Raw genomic sequence first — 14,286 nt, forward strand, 5'->3', positions numbered from 1 at the left:
ATGACCCTGCTGAACGCATGGTTCGATGCCTTCCTGCGCAGCCGTCGCGCCGGCAGCCTGTTCCGTCGCCGTGCCCTGCCCGAGGCGGGCATCGGCCGCGGTGCGGCCACATCGGTGCCGGTGGACTTCAGCGATGGCCTGCTGCGGTTGGCGCATGCGCCCTTGGCCACTGCACTGGCCGCGCTGGATTCGCATCCCGATGGACTGAGCATGCATGAGGCCGGCGAGCGCCTCGACCGTGTCGGCCCCAACGAAATCGATCACGAAAAGCCGCTGCCGTGGTGGCGCCATCTGTGGCAGTGCTACCGCAACCCGTTCAACCTGCTGCTGACCCTGTTGGCGGCGGTCTCCTGGCTGACCGAAGACCTCAAAGCGACCGTGGTGATCGGCACCATGGTGGTGCTGTCCACCCTGATCCGCTTCATTCAGGAAGGGCGTTCCAACCGCGCCGCCGAGCGGCTCAAGGCGCTGGTCGGCAACAACGCACGCGTGCTGCGGCGTTCGGCGGGGACCGAGGCGGCCGACGTGGCCGACCAGTACTTCGGCGCGCACCTGCACAGCCGGCGGCCGGCGCAGCAGCGCTCGCTTCCGATCCGCGAACTGGTCCCCGGCGACCACATCGTGCTCTCGGCCGGCGACATGATCCCGGCCGACTGCCGCGTGCTCACGGCCAAGGATCTGTTCGTGGCGCAGGCGGCGATGACCGGCGAGTCGCTGCCGGTGGAGAAGTTCGCGGTGCCCGATGTCGCCCAGGCCAATCTACTGGAACAGCCGAACCTGCTGTTCATGGGCACCAACGTGGTGTCCGGGACGGCCACGGCGGTGGTGCTGGCCACCGGCAACCGCACCTGCTTTGGCACCATCGCCCAGCGCAGCACCGCCACCGAGCGGGCGCCCACCGCCTTCCAGGCCGGCGTCAACAGCGTCAGCTGGCTGCTGATCCGCTTCGCGCTGGTGATGGTGCCGTTCGTGCTGCTGGTCAACGGCGTGACCAAGGGCGACTGGACCGAAGCATTCCTGTTCGCACTGTCGGTGGCGGTCGGGCTGACCCCGGAAATGCTGCCGATGATCGTCACCTCCACCCTGGCCAAGGGCGCGGTGCTGTTGTCGCGGCGCAAGGTGATCGTCAAGCGGCTGGATGCGATCCAGAACTTCGGCGCGATGGAAGTGCTGTGCACCGACAAGACCGGCACCCTCACCCAGGACCGGATCGCGCTGGAGCGGCATACCGATGTGTTTGGCAACGACTCGCAGGACGTGCTCACCTTCGCCTACCTCAACAGCCACTTCCAGACCGGGCTGACCAACCTGCTCGACCGCGCGGTGCTGGAGCACGTGGAGCTGCAGACCGAGCTGCGCCTGGCGCAGGACTACCGCAAGGTCGATGAGATTCCGTTCGACTTCGAGCGCCGCCGCATGTCGGTGGTGGTGTCCGAGCGCGACGACCACCACGAGCTGATCTGCAAGGGCGCGGTGGAAGAGATGCTGGCGGTGTGCAGCACCGTGCGCGAGGATGGCCGCGACCTGCCGCTGGACGCGGCGCGGCTGGCCCGGGTGCGGCAGACCACCGAGGAGCTGAACGAACAGGGCCTGCGCGTGGTGGCGGTCGCGATGAGGGAAACCCCGGCGACCCAGCAGGTCTACTCGCAGGCCGACGAACAGGGCCTCACCCTGCTCGGCTATGTGGCGTTCCTGGATCCACCGAAGGAATCCACCGCGCAGGCGCTGCAGGCCCTGGCGGCGCTCGGCGTGGAGGTGAAGGTGTTCACCGGCGACAACGAGCTGGTCACCGCGCGGGTGTGCGCCCAGGTGGGCCTGCACGCCGATGCGATCCTGACCGGGCCGCAGATCGAACGCATGGACGATGCCGCCGTTGCCGACGCACTCACCCGCCACCGTGTGTTCGCCCGGCTCACCCCCCTGCACAAGGAACGGCTGGTACGTGCCCTGCGCGCGCAGGGCAAGGTGGTGGGGTTCCTCGGCGATGGCATCAACGATGCGCCGGCCCTGCGCGCGGCCGATATCGGCATCAGCGTGGACAGCGCGGTGGACATCGCCAAGGAGGCCGCCGACATCATCCTGCTCGAGAAGAGCCTGATGGTGCTCGAAGAAGGCGTCATCCAGGGCCGGCGCACCTTCAGCAACATGCTCAAGTACATCCGCATGACCGCCAGCTCCAACTTCGGCAATGTGTTCTCGGTGCTGGTGGCCTCGGCCTTCCTGCCGTTCCTGCCGATGCTGCCGCTGCAACTGCTGGTGCAGAACCTGCTGTATGACATCTCGCAGATCGCCATTCCCTTCGACAACGTGGACGAAGAGCTGGTGCGCAAGCCGCTGAAGTGGAACCCGGCGGACATCGGTCGCTTCATGGTGTTCTTCGGGCCGATCAGTTCGATCTTCGACCTGAGCTGCTTTGCCCTGATGTGGTACGTGTTCGACGCGCGCACCGTGGCCGACCAGAGCCTGTTCCAGTCGGGCTGGTTCGTGGTGGGCCTGCTCACCCAGACCCTGATCGTGCACATGATCCGCACGCCCAAGGTGCCGTTCGTGCAGAGCATTGCCGCCCCGCCGCTGCTGGTGATGACCGGGCTGATCATGGCCATCGGCGTGCTGCTGCCGATGAGCCCGCTGGCCGGCTACTTCAAGCTGCAGGCGCTGCCGCCGGGCTACTGGCCGTTCCTGGTCGCGATCCTGTTCGGCTATGCGGTGCTGACCACGCTGCTGAAGAAGGTTTACATCCGTCGTTACGGGTGGCAGTGATGGATCTCAATCCGCATCTGCCGCCGTTCAATGCCGGGGCCACGGTCAGCACGCTGATCAGCCTGGGTACCGCCTTCGTGCTCGGTTCGGCGATCGGCCTGGAGCGCCAGCTGCGCCAGCGCACGGCCGGGCTGCGCACCAATACGCTGGTGGCGGTGGGCGCGGCGGTGTTCGTCGATCTGGCCGTGCGCTTCCATGACATGTACGGCGGGCCGCCCTCGCCGCTGCATGTGGTGGCCTACGTGATCTCCGGCGTCGGTTTCCTCGGCGCCGGGGCGATCATGAAGGACGGTGCGCAGGTATCCGGGCTCAACACGGCCGCCACGCTGTGGGGCTCGGCGGCGGTGGGCGCCTGTGCCGGGATCAAGCTGTTGCCCGAGGCGGTACTGGCCGCGCTGTTTGTACTGGCCGCCAACACACTGCTGCGGCCGGTAGTCAACCGCATCCAGCGGCAACCGCTGCAGGAAGCGTCCGGCGAGGCTACCTACGCGGTCACTGTGATCTGCCAGCGTGACCGGCAGGCCGAGGTGCTGGACCAGCTGCTGGTGCTGCTGGAGCAGGCGCACTACCCGGTACGGGCAGTGGAGCCGCGGCCGTTCGGCGACCGCGACGTGGAAATCGAAGCCGTGCTGTATGCGACGGCGGTGGATGCCGATGAGCTGGATGGCGTGCTGGCTACGCTGTCGGCCACGCCCGGCGTATTGCAGGGGTTCTGGAATGCCACGCTGGAAGACTGATACCGGCCCACCACGGTGCCGATGCTATGCTCCGCGCGCCGCTTGTTGCGGCGCTCCACCCTGTACCAACGGGAGTCGTTCCGATGCCCTCTTCGCCTTCGCGGCACACCCTGGCCCTGCTCGGCCTGGGCGTGGTCATGGCCGCGATCTTCGCCGCCGATACGCTGACCGATTACGCCGTGGCCGCCGCGTGCTTCTATGCGGCGGTGATCCTGGCCGCGTCGCGGGTCATGAGTGCACGCGGGTTGGTGCTGCTGGCGGCAATCTGTATCGCGCTGACCGGGCTGAGCTTCTTCCTGACCCGCTTCGGCACCTACCGCATCGGTCTGGTCAACTCGGCCATCGGCATGCTGGTGATCGTCATCACCACCTACCTGTCACTGAAAATGGAAGCGGCCAAGGCCGCCGTTCAGGAAGCGCAGGCGCGTCTGCTGCGCGTTGCGCGCGCCTCCACGGTGGGCGAGCTGACCACCTCCATCGCCCATGAAGTCAACCAGCCGCTGGCCGCCATCGCCAGCAGTGCCGAAGCCAGCCAGCGCTGGCTGGCGCAGGCGCCGCCGAACGTGGAGAAGGCGCGGCAGACGTTGGCGCGCATCCTCGCCGATGCGCACCGCGCCAGTGACGTGATCGCACGCATCCGTGGCTTGACCCAAGGTGCCAGCCCGGAACGACACGGCTTCGATCTCAACCAGGCGGTGCTGGAAATGCTGGCGTTGTCGCGCAGCGAGCTGGAGCAGCACGCGGTGGCGGTGAACACCCAGTTCGATGACCAACTGCCGCTGGTATTCGGGGATCGTGTACAGGTGCAGCAGGTGATCGGCAACCTCATTCTCAACGCGGTCGATGCGATGGCCGGAATTCCCGCCGGTGCGCGTCGTCTGACGCTGCGTAGTCTCCGCGTGGATGACGCACGCGTCGCACTGAGCGTGCGCGACCATGGCAGCGGGCTGCCATTGGAAGCACCGGAGCGCGTGTTCGATGCCTTCTGGACCACCAAGTCGGGGGGGCTGGGGCTGGGCTTGAGCCTGAGCCGCAGCATCCTGGAGGCCAACGGCGGCCTGATCCGCGCCGAGCCGGCCGAAGGCGGTGGCGCGCGTTTCGTGTTCGAGCTGCCGGTCGATGCCGGGGCCGACCATGGCTAAGCCCGCTGCACCGGCCGGCGAGCCCGCACCGATCGTCTACGTGGTCGACGACGACCATTCGGTGCGTGCCGCGCTGGAAGACCTGCTGGCCTCGATGGGGCTGCAGGTGCGCGCCTTCGATTCCATCGCCGCCTTCCTGCAGCATCCGCGCCAGGATGCGCCAGCCTGCCTGGTGCTGGACGTGCGCATGCCGGGCCAAAGCGGGCTGGAGTTCCATCGGCAGATGGCCAGCCATGGATTGACGCTGCCGGTGGTGTTCATCACCGGGCACGGCGATATCGCCATGGGCGTGGCCGCGATGAAGGAAGGCGCCATCGAGTTCCTGACCAAGCCGTTCCGTGACCAGGAACTGCTGGATGCGATCCACCTCGGCATCGAGCGCGACCGTCTGCGCCGCCGTGATGAGGAGGCGCTGGACATCCTGCGCCAGCGCTGGGTGGCGCTTACCGCTGGCGAACGTGACGTGGTGGATGGGGTGGTGCGCGGCCGCCTCAACAAGCAGATCGCCGGCGAACTGGGCGTCAGCGAGATCACGGTGAAGGTGCGCCGCGCCAACGTGATGCGCAAGATGCAGGCCCGCACCCTGGTCGATCTGGTGCGGATGTACGACCGGTTGGGGCCGGGCTGATCACCGCCGCGACTGGGCAGATAAGCAATCGGCATGAACCGGCCCCGCTGCACGGGCCGGCAGCTTCCTAGAATGCAGGCTGGCCGCGCCTGCGGCACCTCTCCCCTGCTGGATCCTGCCGATGCGCGTTGCCCTGCCCCTCGCCCTGCTTGCCCTGTGCACTGCGCTTGCCGCATGCCAGCAGCCCCCTTCGGCCAGTCCGGTAGCGACTGCGGAAGCGGCGCCGGCCGCCGAGGAAATCGCCTGGCGGCATGGCGATGTGGAGGATGCGTTCGCCGATGCGCAGCAGTCCGGCAAGCCGGTGCTGCTGTACTGGGGCGCGGTGTGGTGCCCGCCGTGCAATAAGCTCAAGGCGACCCTGTTCCGTGATCCGGCCTTCATCGCGCTCACCCGACAGTACGTGCCGGTTTACCTGGACGGCGACCTGGAAGGCGCGCAGGCGCTGGGCGAGCAGTTCGGCGTGCGCGGGTATCCCACGCTGATCGTGCTGGATCCGCAGCGCCACGAAATCACCCGCCTGGCCGGCGGCAACGACAGTGCCGAACTGACCCGCGCACTCACCCTGGCGGCCAAGCGACGCACCGCCGTGGCCGACGTGCTGCGGGTGGCGGTGGTGTCGCCGCAGCGGGTGTCCGAAGACGACTGGCGCATCCTGGGCGACTACGGCTGGGAAGTGGATGCCAACCGCCTGTCCGGGCAGCGCGACCCGGCGGTGCTGTTGCGGCAGTTGGCCAAGGCCGCGCCGGCACCGGCGTTGCAACGGCGCTTCGCCCTGCTCGCCCTGGGCGCGGAGGCCAACGGCAAGGACAAGGCGGCTCCCGGCGGTGAGGCGCGCGAGCAGGCCCGTGCACTGCTGACCACGGTACTGGCGGCGCCCACCGAGGTGCGCGCCAATCGCGATCTACTCGGCTACCAGGGTCCGGCGCTGGTGGCACGTGCGGCGGCGACGCCCGAACAGGGCGAGCAATTGGGCGCGCAGCTGTTGGCCGCGCTGGAGCGTGCCGATGCCACCCAGGACAACGCGGCCGATGCGCGGCTCTCCAGCGTGATCACGGAGTTGAGCCTGTTCAAGCAGCAGCATGCCGGTGCGCCGGTGCCGGCGGCATTGGCCGAGAAGGCGCATGAGCGGGTTGCCGCGGCCGACGCGGCGGCCAGGACCCCTCACGAGCGACAGGCGACGATCAGCACAGCGGTGTACGTGCTGCGTGAGGTCGGCGACGACGCCGCGGCGGAAACGCTGCTGCTGGCCGAGCTGGATCGCAGCCAGACGCCGTATTACTACATGCCCGAGCTGGCTGAACTGGCCGAGGCGCGCGGCGACAAGGACGCGGCGCTGGACTGGCTGCGCAAGGCCTACGACGGCGCGCAGGGCCCGGCGACGCGGGTGCAGTGGGGCGTGTTGTATGTGGAGGGGCTGGTGCGGTTGCGCCCCGAGGACAACGCGGCAATCGAACAGGCGACCGCGCAGGTGATCGCCGAACTGGATGCGCAGCCGGCCGGGTACCACCAGCGCACGCGGCAGCGCTTCGAGCGGTTGGCGGGCACGTTGCAGACCTGGAGCCGCGTCCACCACGGCCAGGACACGCTGGGCCGCCTGCAGGCGCGCATGGGCGAGACGTGCGCGAAGGCCGCGCCGGGCGCAGATGCCAGCGCCGCCTGCGACCGCTGGCTCAAGGGATAAGCAGCCTCAACAGGCGACCACGGAGAACGCGTTGACCGGTAGTGCCGGCCGCTGGCCGGCTCTCGCCCTTGCCATGCTGCAGGGCCGCTATTTACCCTCGCAACGTCGCGCCACCGTCGACATACAGATCGCTCATGGCGATGTGGCCGGCCTGCTCGGAGAGCAGGAACATCACCGCCTGGGCGATGTCCGCCGGCGTGGCCAGTTTCCGCAGCGGAATGCCGGTCTTGTACGTATCGGGAGTGCCGTCGATCACACGCTGGGCGCCGTCGGCGTCCTCCCACATGCCGGTCTGCATGGCGGTGAGGGTGGATCCGGGCGCGACGATGTTGCAGCGGATGCCATGCGGGGCCAGTTCCAGCCCGAGGCACCGGGTGAACATGGTGGCTGCGGCCTTGGAGGCGGCATAGGCCGCCATGCCGTGGCGCGGAACACCGGCGGCATTGGAGCTGACGGTCACGATGGCGCCCTTGCGACGCGGCGTCATTACCCGCGCCAGCGCACGGCAGACATGGAACACCCCGTCGGCGTTGACCGCGAACACGCGCCGCCATTGCGCGTCGTCGATCTGGTCCACCGTGCCCACTTGCAGCACGCCGGCAACGTTGATGCCGAAGCCGATCGGGCCGAGCGTGGTCTCGGCCCAGGCGACCACTGCGTTCACGGCCGCCGCGTCGGTGACATCGAGCGACCGCACATGCAGGTTGGCGTGCGAAGGCAGCACCGGCACCGCAAGGTCGGTGGCGATCACCACGCTGCCGCTGTCCAGCAGCAGCTGCACCAGTGCCGCGCCGATCCCGCCGCCCGCGCCGGTAACCAGAGCGAGGGTGCCGTCGAATCCGGTCAGTTTCATCGGGACGTTTCCTTTGGTAGCGCACTTGCCGGGGGCGTATCCCAGCGCTGCAGATGGGTGGACAGCCACGGCGCAAGCTGGGCCACGGCATCGCGGCCGGTCAGCTCTGCATGCAGGAACGGCAGTTCGAGCGCATCCACCTGCCCTGCATGCGCGTTCCACAGCGCGGATTGAAGATGGGGTCGCGCGGCGTGGTCGCGGCCAGCGCGAACGTGCCGCAGGCGACCGGTGTAGGGACGATGGTGATGTTCGCGGATCAAACCATTGGTGCCGGTGACCGCACGCACCACGCCATCCAGTACCGCATCGGGCAAGTTGCCCAGCGCGCTGTCGCCACGGCGCAGGAACGCCAGAATGCGCGCACGACTGTCCAGCTCGGGATGCGCATCGGGGTCATGCCCTGCAATGGCCAGCAATGCGCGCAGCGCGGCCACGGGGTCGGGCGCGGGTTCGGCGCGCCAGCATTCGCTTGGGTAGGCATCCAGCAGCACCAGCTCGCCCACCTGACGACCGACGGCCTGCAGGCGCACTGCCATGGCCTGGGCGATGATCCCGCCCACCGACCAGCCCAGCAGGTGGACGGCGCCTTCGGGCTGGACCGACAGCACGCGGTCCACATAGGTGGCCGCAAGCGCGTCGATGCTGTCCGGTAGCGGCTGTGCGGTGTCCAGTGCGGGCGACTGCAGGCCGTGGACGTCACGGGCCGGCTGCAGGGCGCGGGCGAGGTCACGATAATTCCAGGCGATGCCACCGGCGGGGTGCACCACGAACAACGGTGCCCTGCCCGGCTCGCCACTGGCCAGGCGGATCAAGGGCGCCAAGCCATCGTCGGTCTCGGCGGTGGGCGCGTCCAGCAGTGCGGCCAGGCCCGCCACGGTGGGGTGGGTGAACACCGCGCCGAGGCCCGGGTCGCGCTGCCAACGGTGCTGGATGGCCAGCAGCAGGTGCACCGCGGACAGCGAATCGCCGCCGAGACTGAAGAAATCGGCGTCGGCACTGATCGGCGCCTCCCGCCCCAAGACCTGCGAGAACAGCGCCGCCAATACCTGCTCGGTTTCCGTGTACGGCGCACGGCCGTCCTGCGCGTGCAGCGGGGGCGCGGGCAGCGCGTTGCGATCAAGCTTGCCGTTGGCGGTCACCGGCCAATGCTCGACCACGACCAGCGCGCTGGGCAGCATGTAGTCCGGCAGGCGTGCGGCAATGCCGCTACGAATGCGGTCGATGTGGAGGCCCTCGCCAGAGACGTAGCCGACCAGGCGGCGCTCGCCCGGCCGGTCCTCACGCAGCAGCACTTCCGCACGGGTCACCCCGTGCTGCGAACGCAGCGCGGCGTCGATTTCGCCCGGCTCGATGCGCAGGCCGCGCAGCTTGACCTGGTGATCGCTGCGGCCCAGGTACTCCACCGCGCCGTCGCTGCGCCAGCGGGCGACATCGCCGCTGCGGTACAGCCGGCCGCCGGCCACGTGCGGATCGTCCAGGAAGCGTTCGGCGGTGAGATCGTCGCGGCCGAGGTAGCCGCGTGCCAGTTGCACCCCGCCCAGGTACAAGTCGCCGGGTACGCCGGGCGGCAGCGCACGCAGCTGCGCGTCGAGCACGTAGAGCCGCGTGTTCCAGACCGGATGACCGATCGGCACCGGGTGGGAGCGATCATCGCGACTGGCGGGCCATGCGCTCACGTCCACGGCGGCTTCCGTGGGCCCGTAGAGATTGTGCAGTTCCGCATCGACGGTGGCGTGGAAGCGATCGCGCAACGACGGCTCCAGCGCTTCGCCGCTGGTGAACACCCGGCGCAGCGTCAGGCCCTGCGCGGCAGGAACCGACAGGAATGCATCCAGCATCGAGGGCACGAAATGCACGGTGGTGATGGCCTGTTCGCGGATCAGCGTGGCCAGCAGGGTCGGATCACGGTGTGCGTCGGGCGCGGCGATCACCAGCGTGGCCCCGCACAGCAACGGCAGGAAGAACTCCCAGACCGACACATCGAAGGTCGCCGGGGTCTTCTGCAGAATGCGCTCGTCACTGCCAACGCTGTAGTGACCGCGCATCCATTGCAGCCGGTTGACGATGGCGCGGTGTTCGATCAGCACGCCTTTTGGATCCCCGGTCGAGCCGGAGGTGTAGATGACGTAGGCCGCGTCCTGCGGGTGCACCGTATCGACCAGTGTGGCGTCGTCCGTATCGTTCCACGCCTGCGGGGACAAGACCGCCAAGCCGGGGAAACGGGCGGCATCCTCGGCCTCTGCCAGGACGCAGACCGGCTGCGCGGACGCGAGTATCCGCGCCAGTCGTGCATCGGGATGGGCCAGGTCGACCGGCAGGTAGGCCGCGCCCGCCCGCAGCACGGCCACCAGCGCCACGACCAGGTCCAGCGAACGGGGCAATGCGATCACCACCCGCGACTCGCGCGCCGCGCCCAGCGCCTGCAACTGCAACGCCAGGGCCCGGCTGCGGCGTTCCAGCGCGGCGTAGCGCATCGTCTGGCCCGCGAACGCCAGCGCAATGGCCCTCGGGTGGGTCTGCATCGCGTTCGTCAGCAAGGCGCTCAGCGATATGTCCGGCAGGGCCTGCGCGGTCGCGTTGACCTCGTATAGATAGCGCTGCGCTTCGGCCGGGGTGGCCAGGGCAATATCGTCCATGCGCCCGTCGCGCTCGTGCACGTCCAGTGCCGCGGCGATGAAATGCAGCAGCCGATCGGCATGCGCACCTACCTGCGCGGCGTCGTAAAGGGTTGGGTTGGCTTCGATTTCCAGGTCCAGCAGTGTGCTGCCATCCCCCCGGAATCCGAACGTGATGTCGTCCACCGGACCGGTACCCAGCACCTCCAGCCGGGTCTGCACACCCGCCAGCGGCAGCGGCCGATAGAACGGCTGCACGTTGACCATCGGGCCGTGCAGGCGGCGTTGGCCACCGATCAGTCCCAGGTCGCGGCGCAGCTGTTCGCCACGGTAGCGGCCGTGACGGCGGCCGCGCAGCAGGTCACGCGCGACCGTGCGGACAAAGCCGGCAACGCTGTCATCGGCCGCGCTCACGCGTAGCGGCAGCACATTCATCACCATGGCCGGCACCCGTGCCGACACGCTGCCCAGCCGTCCCATGAACGGCACGCCCAGCACCACCTCGTCCAGCGCGCTGAAACGGCGGCAGTACGCAGCCGTCAGCGCGCTCAGCAGGTCCGGCCACGGTTGCCCGATCTGCTGCGCGACGGCCTGCACGCGAGCGCGCAACGCGTGCGGCACGTCCCTGACCAGGCGCAGCGCATCTGCGGCGGCGGCAGCGGCAATGCCTATCAGCCCTTCCGCCGCAGGCGCGCCGGACAGGTACTGACGCCAGTACGCGCCATCGGCATCACGCCGCTCACTGCCTGCGTATGCGGCGTCCTCGGCGATCACGGGCGCAAATGCAGCCAGCCCGGGATGTTCGCCACGGCTCCCGCCGTAAAGGGCGCAGACCCGCTCGCTGAAGAGCGCCATCCCGTAGCCATCGGTGGCCAGGTGATGCACGCGCAGGTACCACATGTACCGGTCGGGGCCGAGGACGAACAGGCAGTGCTGCGCCAGCCGGTCACGCGCAGGGTCCACCGCCCGCAACCGGTCCTGGTCCATCGCCGCGCCTGCCGCGGCGGCAGGATCGGCCTGCAAGCTCAGGTCCACCACGCGCATGGCGGGCACGTGGTCGGGGTCATGCCACTGCTGCGGCTGGCCATCGTCGCCCACGCTGAAGCGCAGCGCGAGCGCTTCTGCTTCGTGCGCGGCAGCATCCGCCGCGGCAACGAAGCTGCGGACGTCGAGGGCGCCTTCCACCCACACCGCATGCGCGGTATTGAAGGCGGCCGGCGCGTCGGCCAGGCGCTGCGCATACCACAGGCCGGTCTGCGCCTCGGTCAGCGGGTGACGGTGCGCGGCTTCATGCACCTGGTCCACGCGTGCGTTCATGCGCGGTCGGCGCGGGCCTGCAGCCGCTGCACCACGCCCCACCAGCCGGCCAGCGTGGCGTGCTCGGCCAGATGGCTGAACTCCAGCGGGATCCCGCTCTCGCCCCACGCCAGCACCAACCCAAGCACCCGCATCGAATCCAGCCCCAGGTCGATCAGGTTGTCCTGATCGCCAATGGTCTCCGGCGCTTCGCCAAGCATGCCGGCCACATCGATGCGCATGCGTTCAAGGTCGAGGGCGACTACGCGCGTATCGGGGCTCATGCCAGGGTCTCCAGCAACTGGTCGGTGGTCAAGGGCACGCCGCAGGTCCGCGCGATCAACTGCATCGCCATATCGTGATCGGCACGGGAGAAATCGGCCACGGCATCGGCCGCGATGAAGGCTTCGATATCGCGCTGGAACGCCTCGCTCACCGTCGCCGCGCAGCCGATATGCGCGTACACGCCGGTGACCAGCAACTGGTCGCGGCCGCGCGCACGCATCATTGTTTCCAGGTTGCTGCGCTGGAACGCGCTGTAGCGGTGCTTGACCAGTACGTGGTCGCCCGCCGCCGGGGCCAGCGCAGCGAGGATCGCTTCGTGTTCCGGCGTGGCGTGCATGCCGGGCCCCCACAGATCGGCCTGCAGGCCACGGTCGCGGCGATCCTGGTTGCCCCGCTGTGCGGTGTAGAACACCGGAATGCCGCGGGCACGGCAGTGCTGCAGCAGGCGGGCGATGTTGGCCACGGCCGGCGCCAACGGTGCCGCGTCGGCGTTGAATGCACCCAGAAAGTACTGCTGCATATCGTGCACCAGCAGCGCCAGGCGCTCGCTGCGCGGCTGCCAGGCACCGCGCGGGGCCGGCAGCTCGTTGGCCAGCGGCAGGGAATAGTCGGCAATCTTCGGCAGCGCCATCAGCGCGGTCCTCCTGTCTGTTGGATGTAACGTTCGCGCAGTTGCGCGCGCAGTTCGCGACGGCTGATCTTGCCGACCGCCGTGGTGCCGAACGCCTCGACGAACACCACCTGGTCGGGCACCTTGAACGCAGCCAGGCCACGTCCACGCACCCAGGCCTTGAGGCTGGCTGCCGTCGGCGGGGTATTTCGTGCGATCACGAATGCGCAGCTGCGCTCGCCCAAGTACGGATCGGGCATGGACACCACCGCCGCATCGAACACCTCGGCGTGCGCCAGCAGATGGTCTTCGATCTCTTCGGCGGAGATCTTCTCGCCGGCCCGGTTGATGTGGTCCCCGGCCCTGCCCTGCACCACCAGGTAGCCACCGGCCAGCTGCTGCACCCTGTCACCGGTGCGGTAATAGCCGTCTTCGGTGAACGAGCGCGCATTGGCCGCCGCATCGTTGTGGTAGGCACGGATCGTATACGGACCGCGGGTGAGCAGATGGCCGACAGCGCCCTCGGCGACCGGATGGCCGTTGTCATCGACCACCAGTACCTCGTCGTCGGGCGAGATCGGTCGGCCCTGCGTGCCCACCACCACGTCCTGCGGGTCGTGCAGCCGCGTGTAGTTCACCAGCCCTTCGGCCATGCCGAACACCTGCTGCAACTGGCAGCCCAACGCATCGATCACGCGCCTGGCCGCTTCCGGCACCAGCTTGGCGCCGCCCACCTGCAGCACGTTCAGGCTGGACAGATCATGCGTCGTACTCCGGGCGGCCTGGGCCCACAGCAGCGCCAACGGTGGCACCAGACCCACACAGGTGACGCCTTCGCGCGCGATCAACGGAAACGCTACATCCGGTCCCGGGCCCGGGCTGAGTACCACCCGCGCACCGGCGTACAACGCACCGAAGAAACCGGGTGAGCTCATCGGGAAGTTGTGCGCGGCCGGCAGCGCGACCAGGTACACGCTGTCGCGGTCGATACCGCAGATGCCGTTGCTGGCACGGAACGAATAGATGTAGTCGTCATGCGTGCGCGGGATCAGCTTGGACAACCCGGTGCTGCCACCGGACAGCTGCAGGAACGCCACCGATTGCGGGTCCGGATCGGCCGGCAGCTGCGAGATATCCCCCTCCAGCGCCGCTACGGCACTGAACTCAGCTGCGTCGCCGACGATCAGCACATGCTGGAGCGTCGGCACCGCCGTCTGCAGTTCACGTGCAAGGGTGCGGTAATCGAAGCCGTCATGGCCGGATGCGGCAACGTAGCCGCGTGCCTGCGCCTTGCGCACGAAGTGGGTCACCTCGGTGATGCGATGCGCGGGCAACGCGTACACCGGGATCAAACCGGCACGCGTCAGCCCGCAGACCACTGTCACAAATTCGGGAACATTCCCCAGCTGCACCACCACGCGGTCGCCCGGCACCAGTCCGCCAGCGAGCAGGCCCGCGCCGATCCGGCCGGCTTCCTGCCACAACCCGGCGTAGCTCAGGCGGACCTCGCCCGCCACCACCGCGATGTCGTCGGCAAAGCGTTCGGCGCGATCACGCAGGAAACCAGGGAAGGTTTCGCCACGCCAGTAACCCGCGGCGCGATAGCGGGCGACCAGCGCCGCCGGCCAGGTCTGGCGCAGCGGCATCAGCGCAGATTCGTCCACGTCGTTCATCAGCAA

The 14,286-nt window shown here is 68.7% G+C and carries 10 protein-coding genes; 5 read left to right on the top strand and 5 right to left on the bottom strand.

Annotated features, from left to right (window positions below; all coding sequences use genetic code 11):
- The 5 genes from mgtA to NR101_RS00425 all read left to right on the top strand — a co-directional run bounded on the left by mgtA (position 1) and on the right by NR101_RS00425 (position 6,948).
- Entirely contained in the window at positions 1-2,760 is a 2,760-nt protein-coding gene (mgtA, locus tag NR101_RS00405) for a magnesium-translocating P-type ATPase (protein WP_256774290.1), read from the top strand.
- Positions 2,760-3,497, top strand: coding sequence for an MgtC/SapB family protein (locus NR101_RS00410; RefSeq protein ID WP_256774289.1), 738 nt, complete (start codon positions 2,760-2,762; stop codon positions 3,495-3,497). The genes mgtA and NR101_RS00410 overlap by 1 nt, the downstream gene beginning before the upstream one ends.
- Before the next feature lie 83 nt (positions 3,498-3,580).
- Complete coding sequence (locus NR101_RS00415) at positions 3,581-4,639, top strand: ATP-binding protein (RefSeq protein ID WP_256774288.1); 1,059 nt, start codon at positions 3,581-3,583, stop codon at positions 4,637-4,639.
- A complete protein-coding gene (locus tag NR101_RS00420; protein WP_256774287.1) occupies positions 4,632-5,267 on the top strand; it encodes a response regulator in 636 nt (211 codons plus the stop codon). The genes NR101_RS00415 and NR101_RS00420 overlap by 8 nt, the downstream gene beginning before the upstream one ends.
- Positions 5,268-5,388: 121 nt before the next feature.
- Positions 5,389-6,948, top strand: a complete 1,560-nt coding sequence (locus tag NR101_RS00425; RefSeq protein ID WP_256774286.1) for a thioredoxin family protein — start codon at positions 5,389-5,391, stop codon at positions 6,946-6,948.
- A gap of 91 nt (positions 6,949-7,039) precedes the next feature.
- Here NR101_RS00425 and NR101_RS00430 read toward each other — a convergent pair whose 3' ends face one another.
- The 5 genes from NR101_RS00430 to NR101_RS00450 are packed head-to-tail and all read right to left on the bottom strand — an operon-like array spanning position 7,040 to position 14,280.
- Positions 7,040-7,801 carry a 2,3-dihydro-2,3-dihydroxybenzoate dehydrogenase gene (locus NR101_RS00430; RefSeq protein ID WP_256774285.1) on the bottom strand — a complete coding sequence of 254 codons (762 nt, stop codon included), beginning with the start codon at positions 7,799-7,801 and terminating at the stop codon, positions 7,040-7,042.
- Entirely contained in the window at positions 7,798-11,733 is a 3,936-nt protein-coding gene (locus NR101_RS00435; RefSeq protein WP_256774284.1) for an amino acid adenylation domain-containing protein, read from the bottom strand. The genes NR101_RS00430 and NR101_RS00435 overlap by 4 nt, the downstream gene beginning before the upstream one ends.
- On the bottom strand, positions 11,730-11,996 hold the full coding sequence (locus NR101_RS00440) for a phosphopantetheine-binding protein (protein WP_256774283.1): 267 nt from the start codon (positions 11,994-11,996) through the stop codon (positions 11,730-11,732). The genes NR101_RS00435 and NR101_RS00440 overlap by 4 nt, the downstream gene beginning before the upstream one ends.
- Positions 11,993-12,628 carry an isochorismatase family protein gene (locus tag NR101_RS00445; RefSeq protein WP_256774282.1) on the bottom strand — a complete coding sequence of 212 codons (636 nt, stop codon included), beginning with the start codon at positions 12,626-12,628 and terminating at the stop codon, positions 11,993-11,995. The genes NR101_RS00440 and NR101_RS00445 overlap by 4 nt, the downstream gene beginning before the upstream one ends.
- The gene (locus NR101_RS00450) at positions 12,628-14,280 is read right to left on the bottom strand and encodes an AMP-binding protein (protein WP_256774281.1); all 1,653 of its coding nucleotides are present in this window, start codon (positions 14,278-14,280) and stop codon (positions 12,628-12,630) included. Before NR101_RS00450 ends, NR101_RS00445 begins: the two co-directional genes overlap by 1 nt.
- Positions 14,281-14,286: the final 6 nt, after the last annotated feature.

The sequence above is a fragment of the Stenotrophomonas sp. Ste86 genome (assembly GCF_024519465.1).
Taxonomy (GTDB): domain Bacteria; phylum Pseudomonadota; class Gammaproteobacteria; order Xanthomonadales; family Xanthomonadaceae; genus Stenotrophomonas.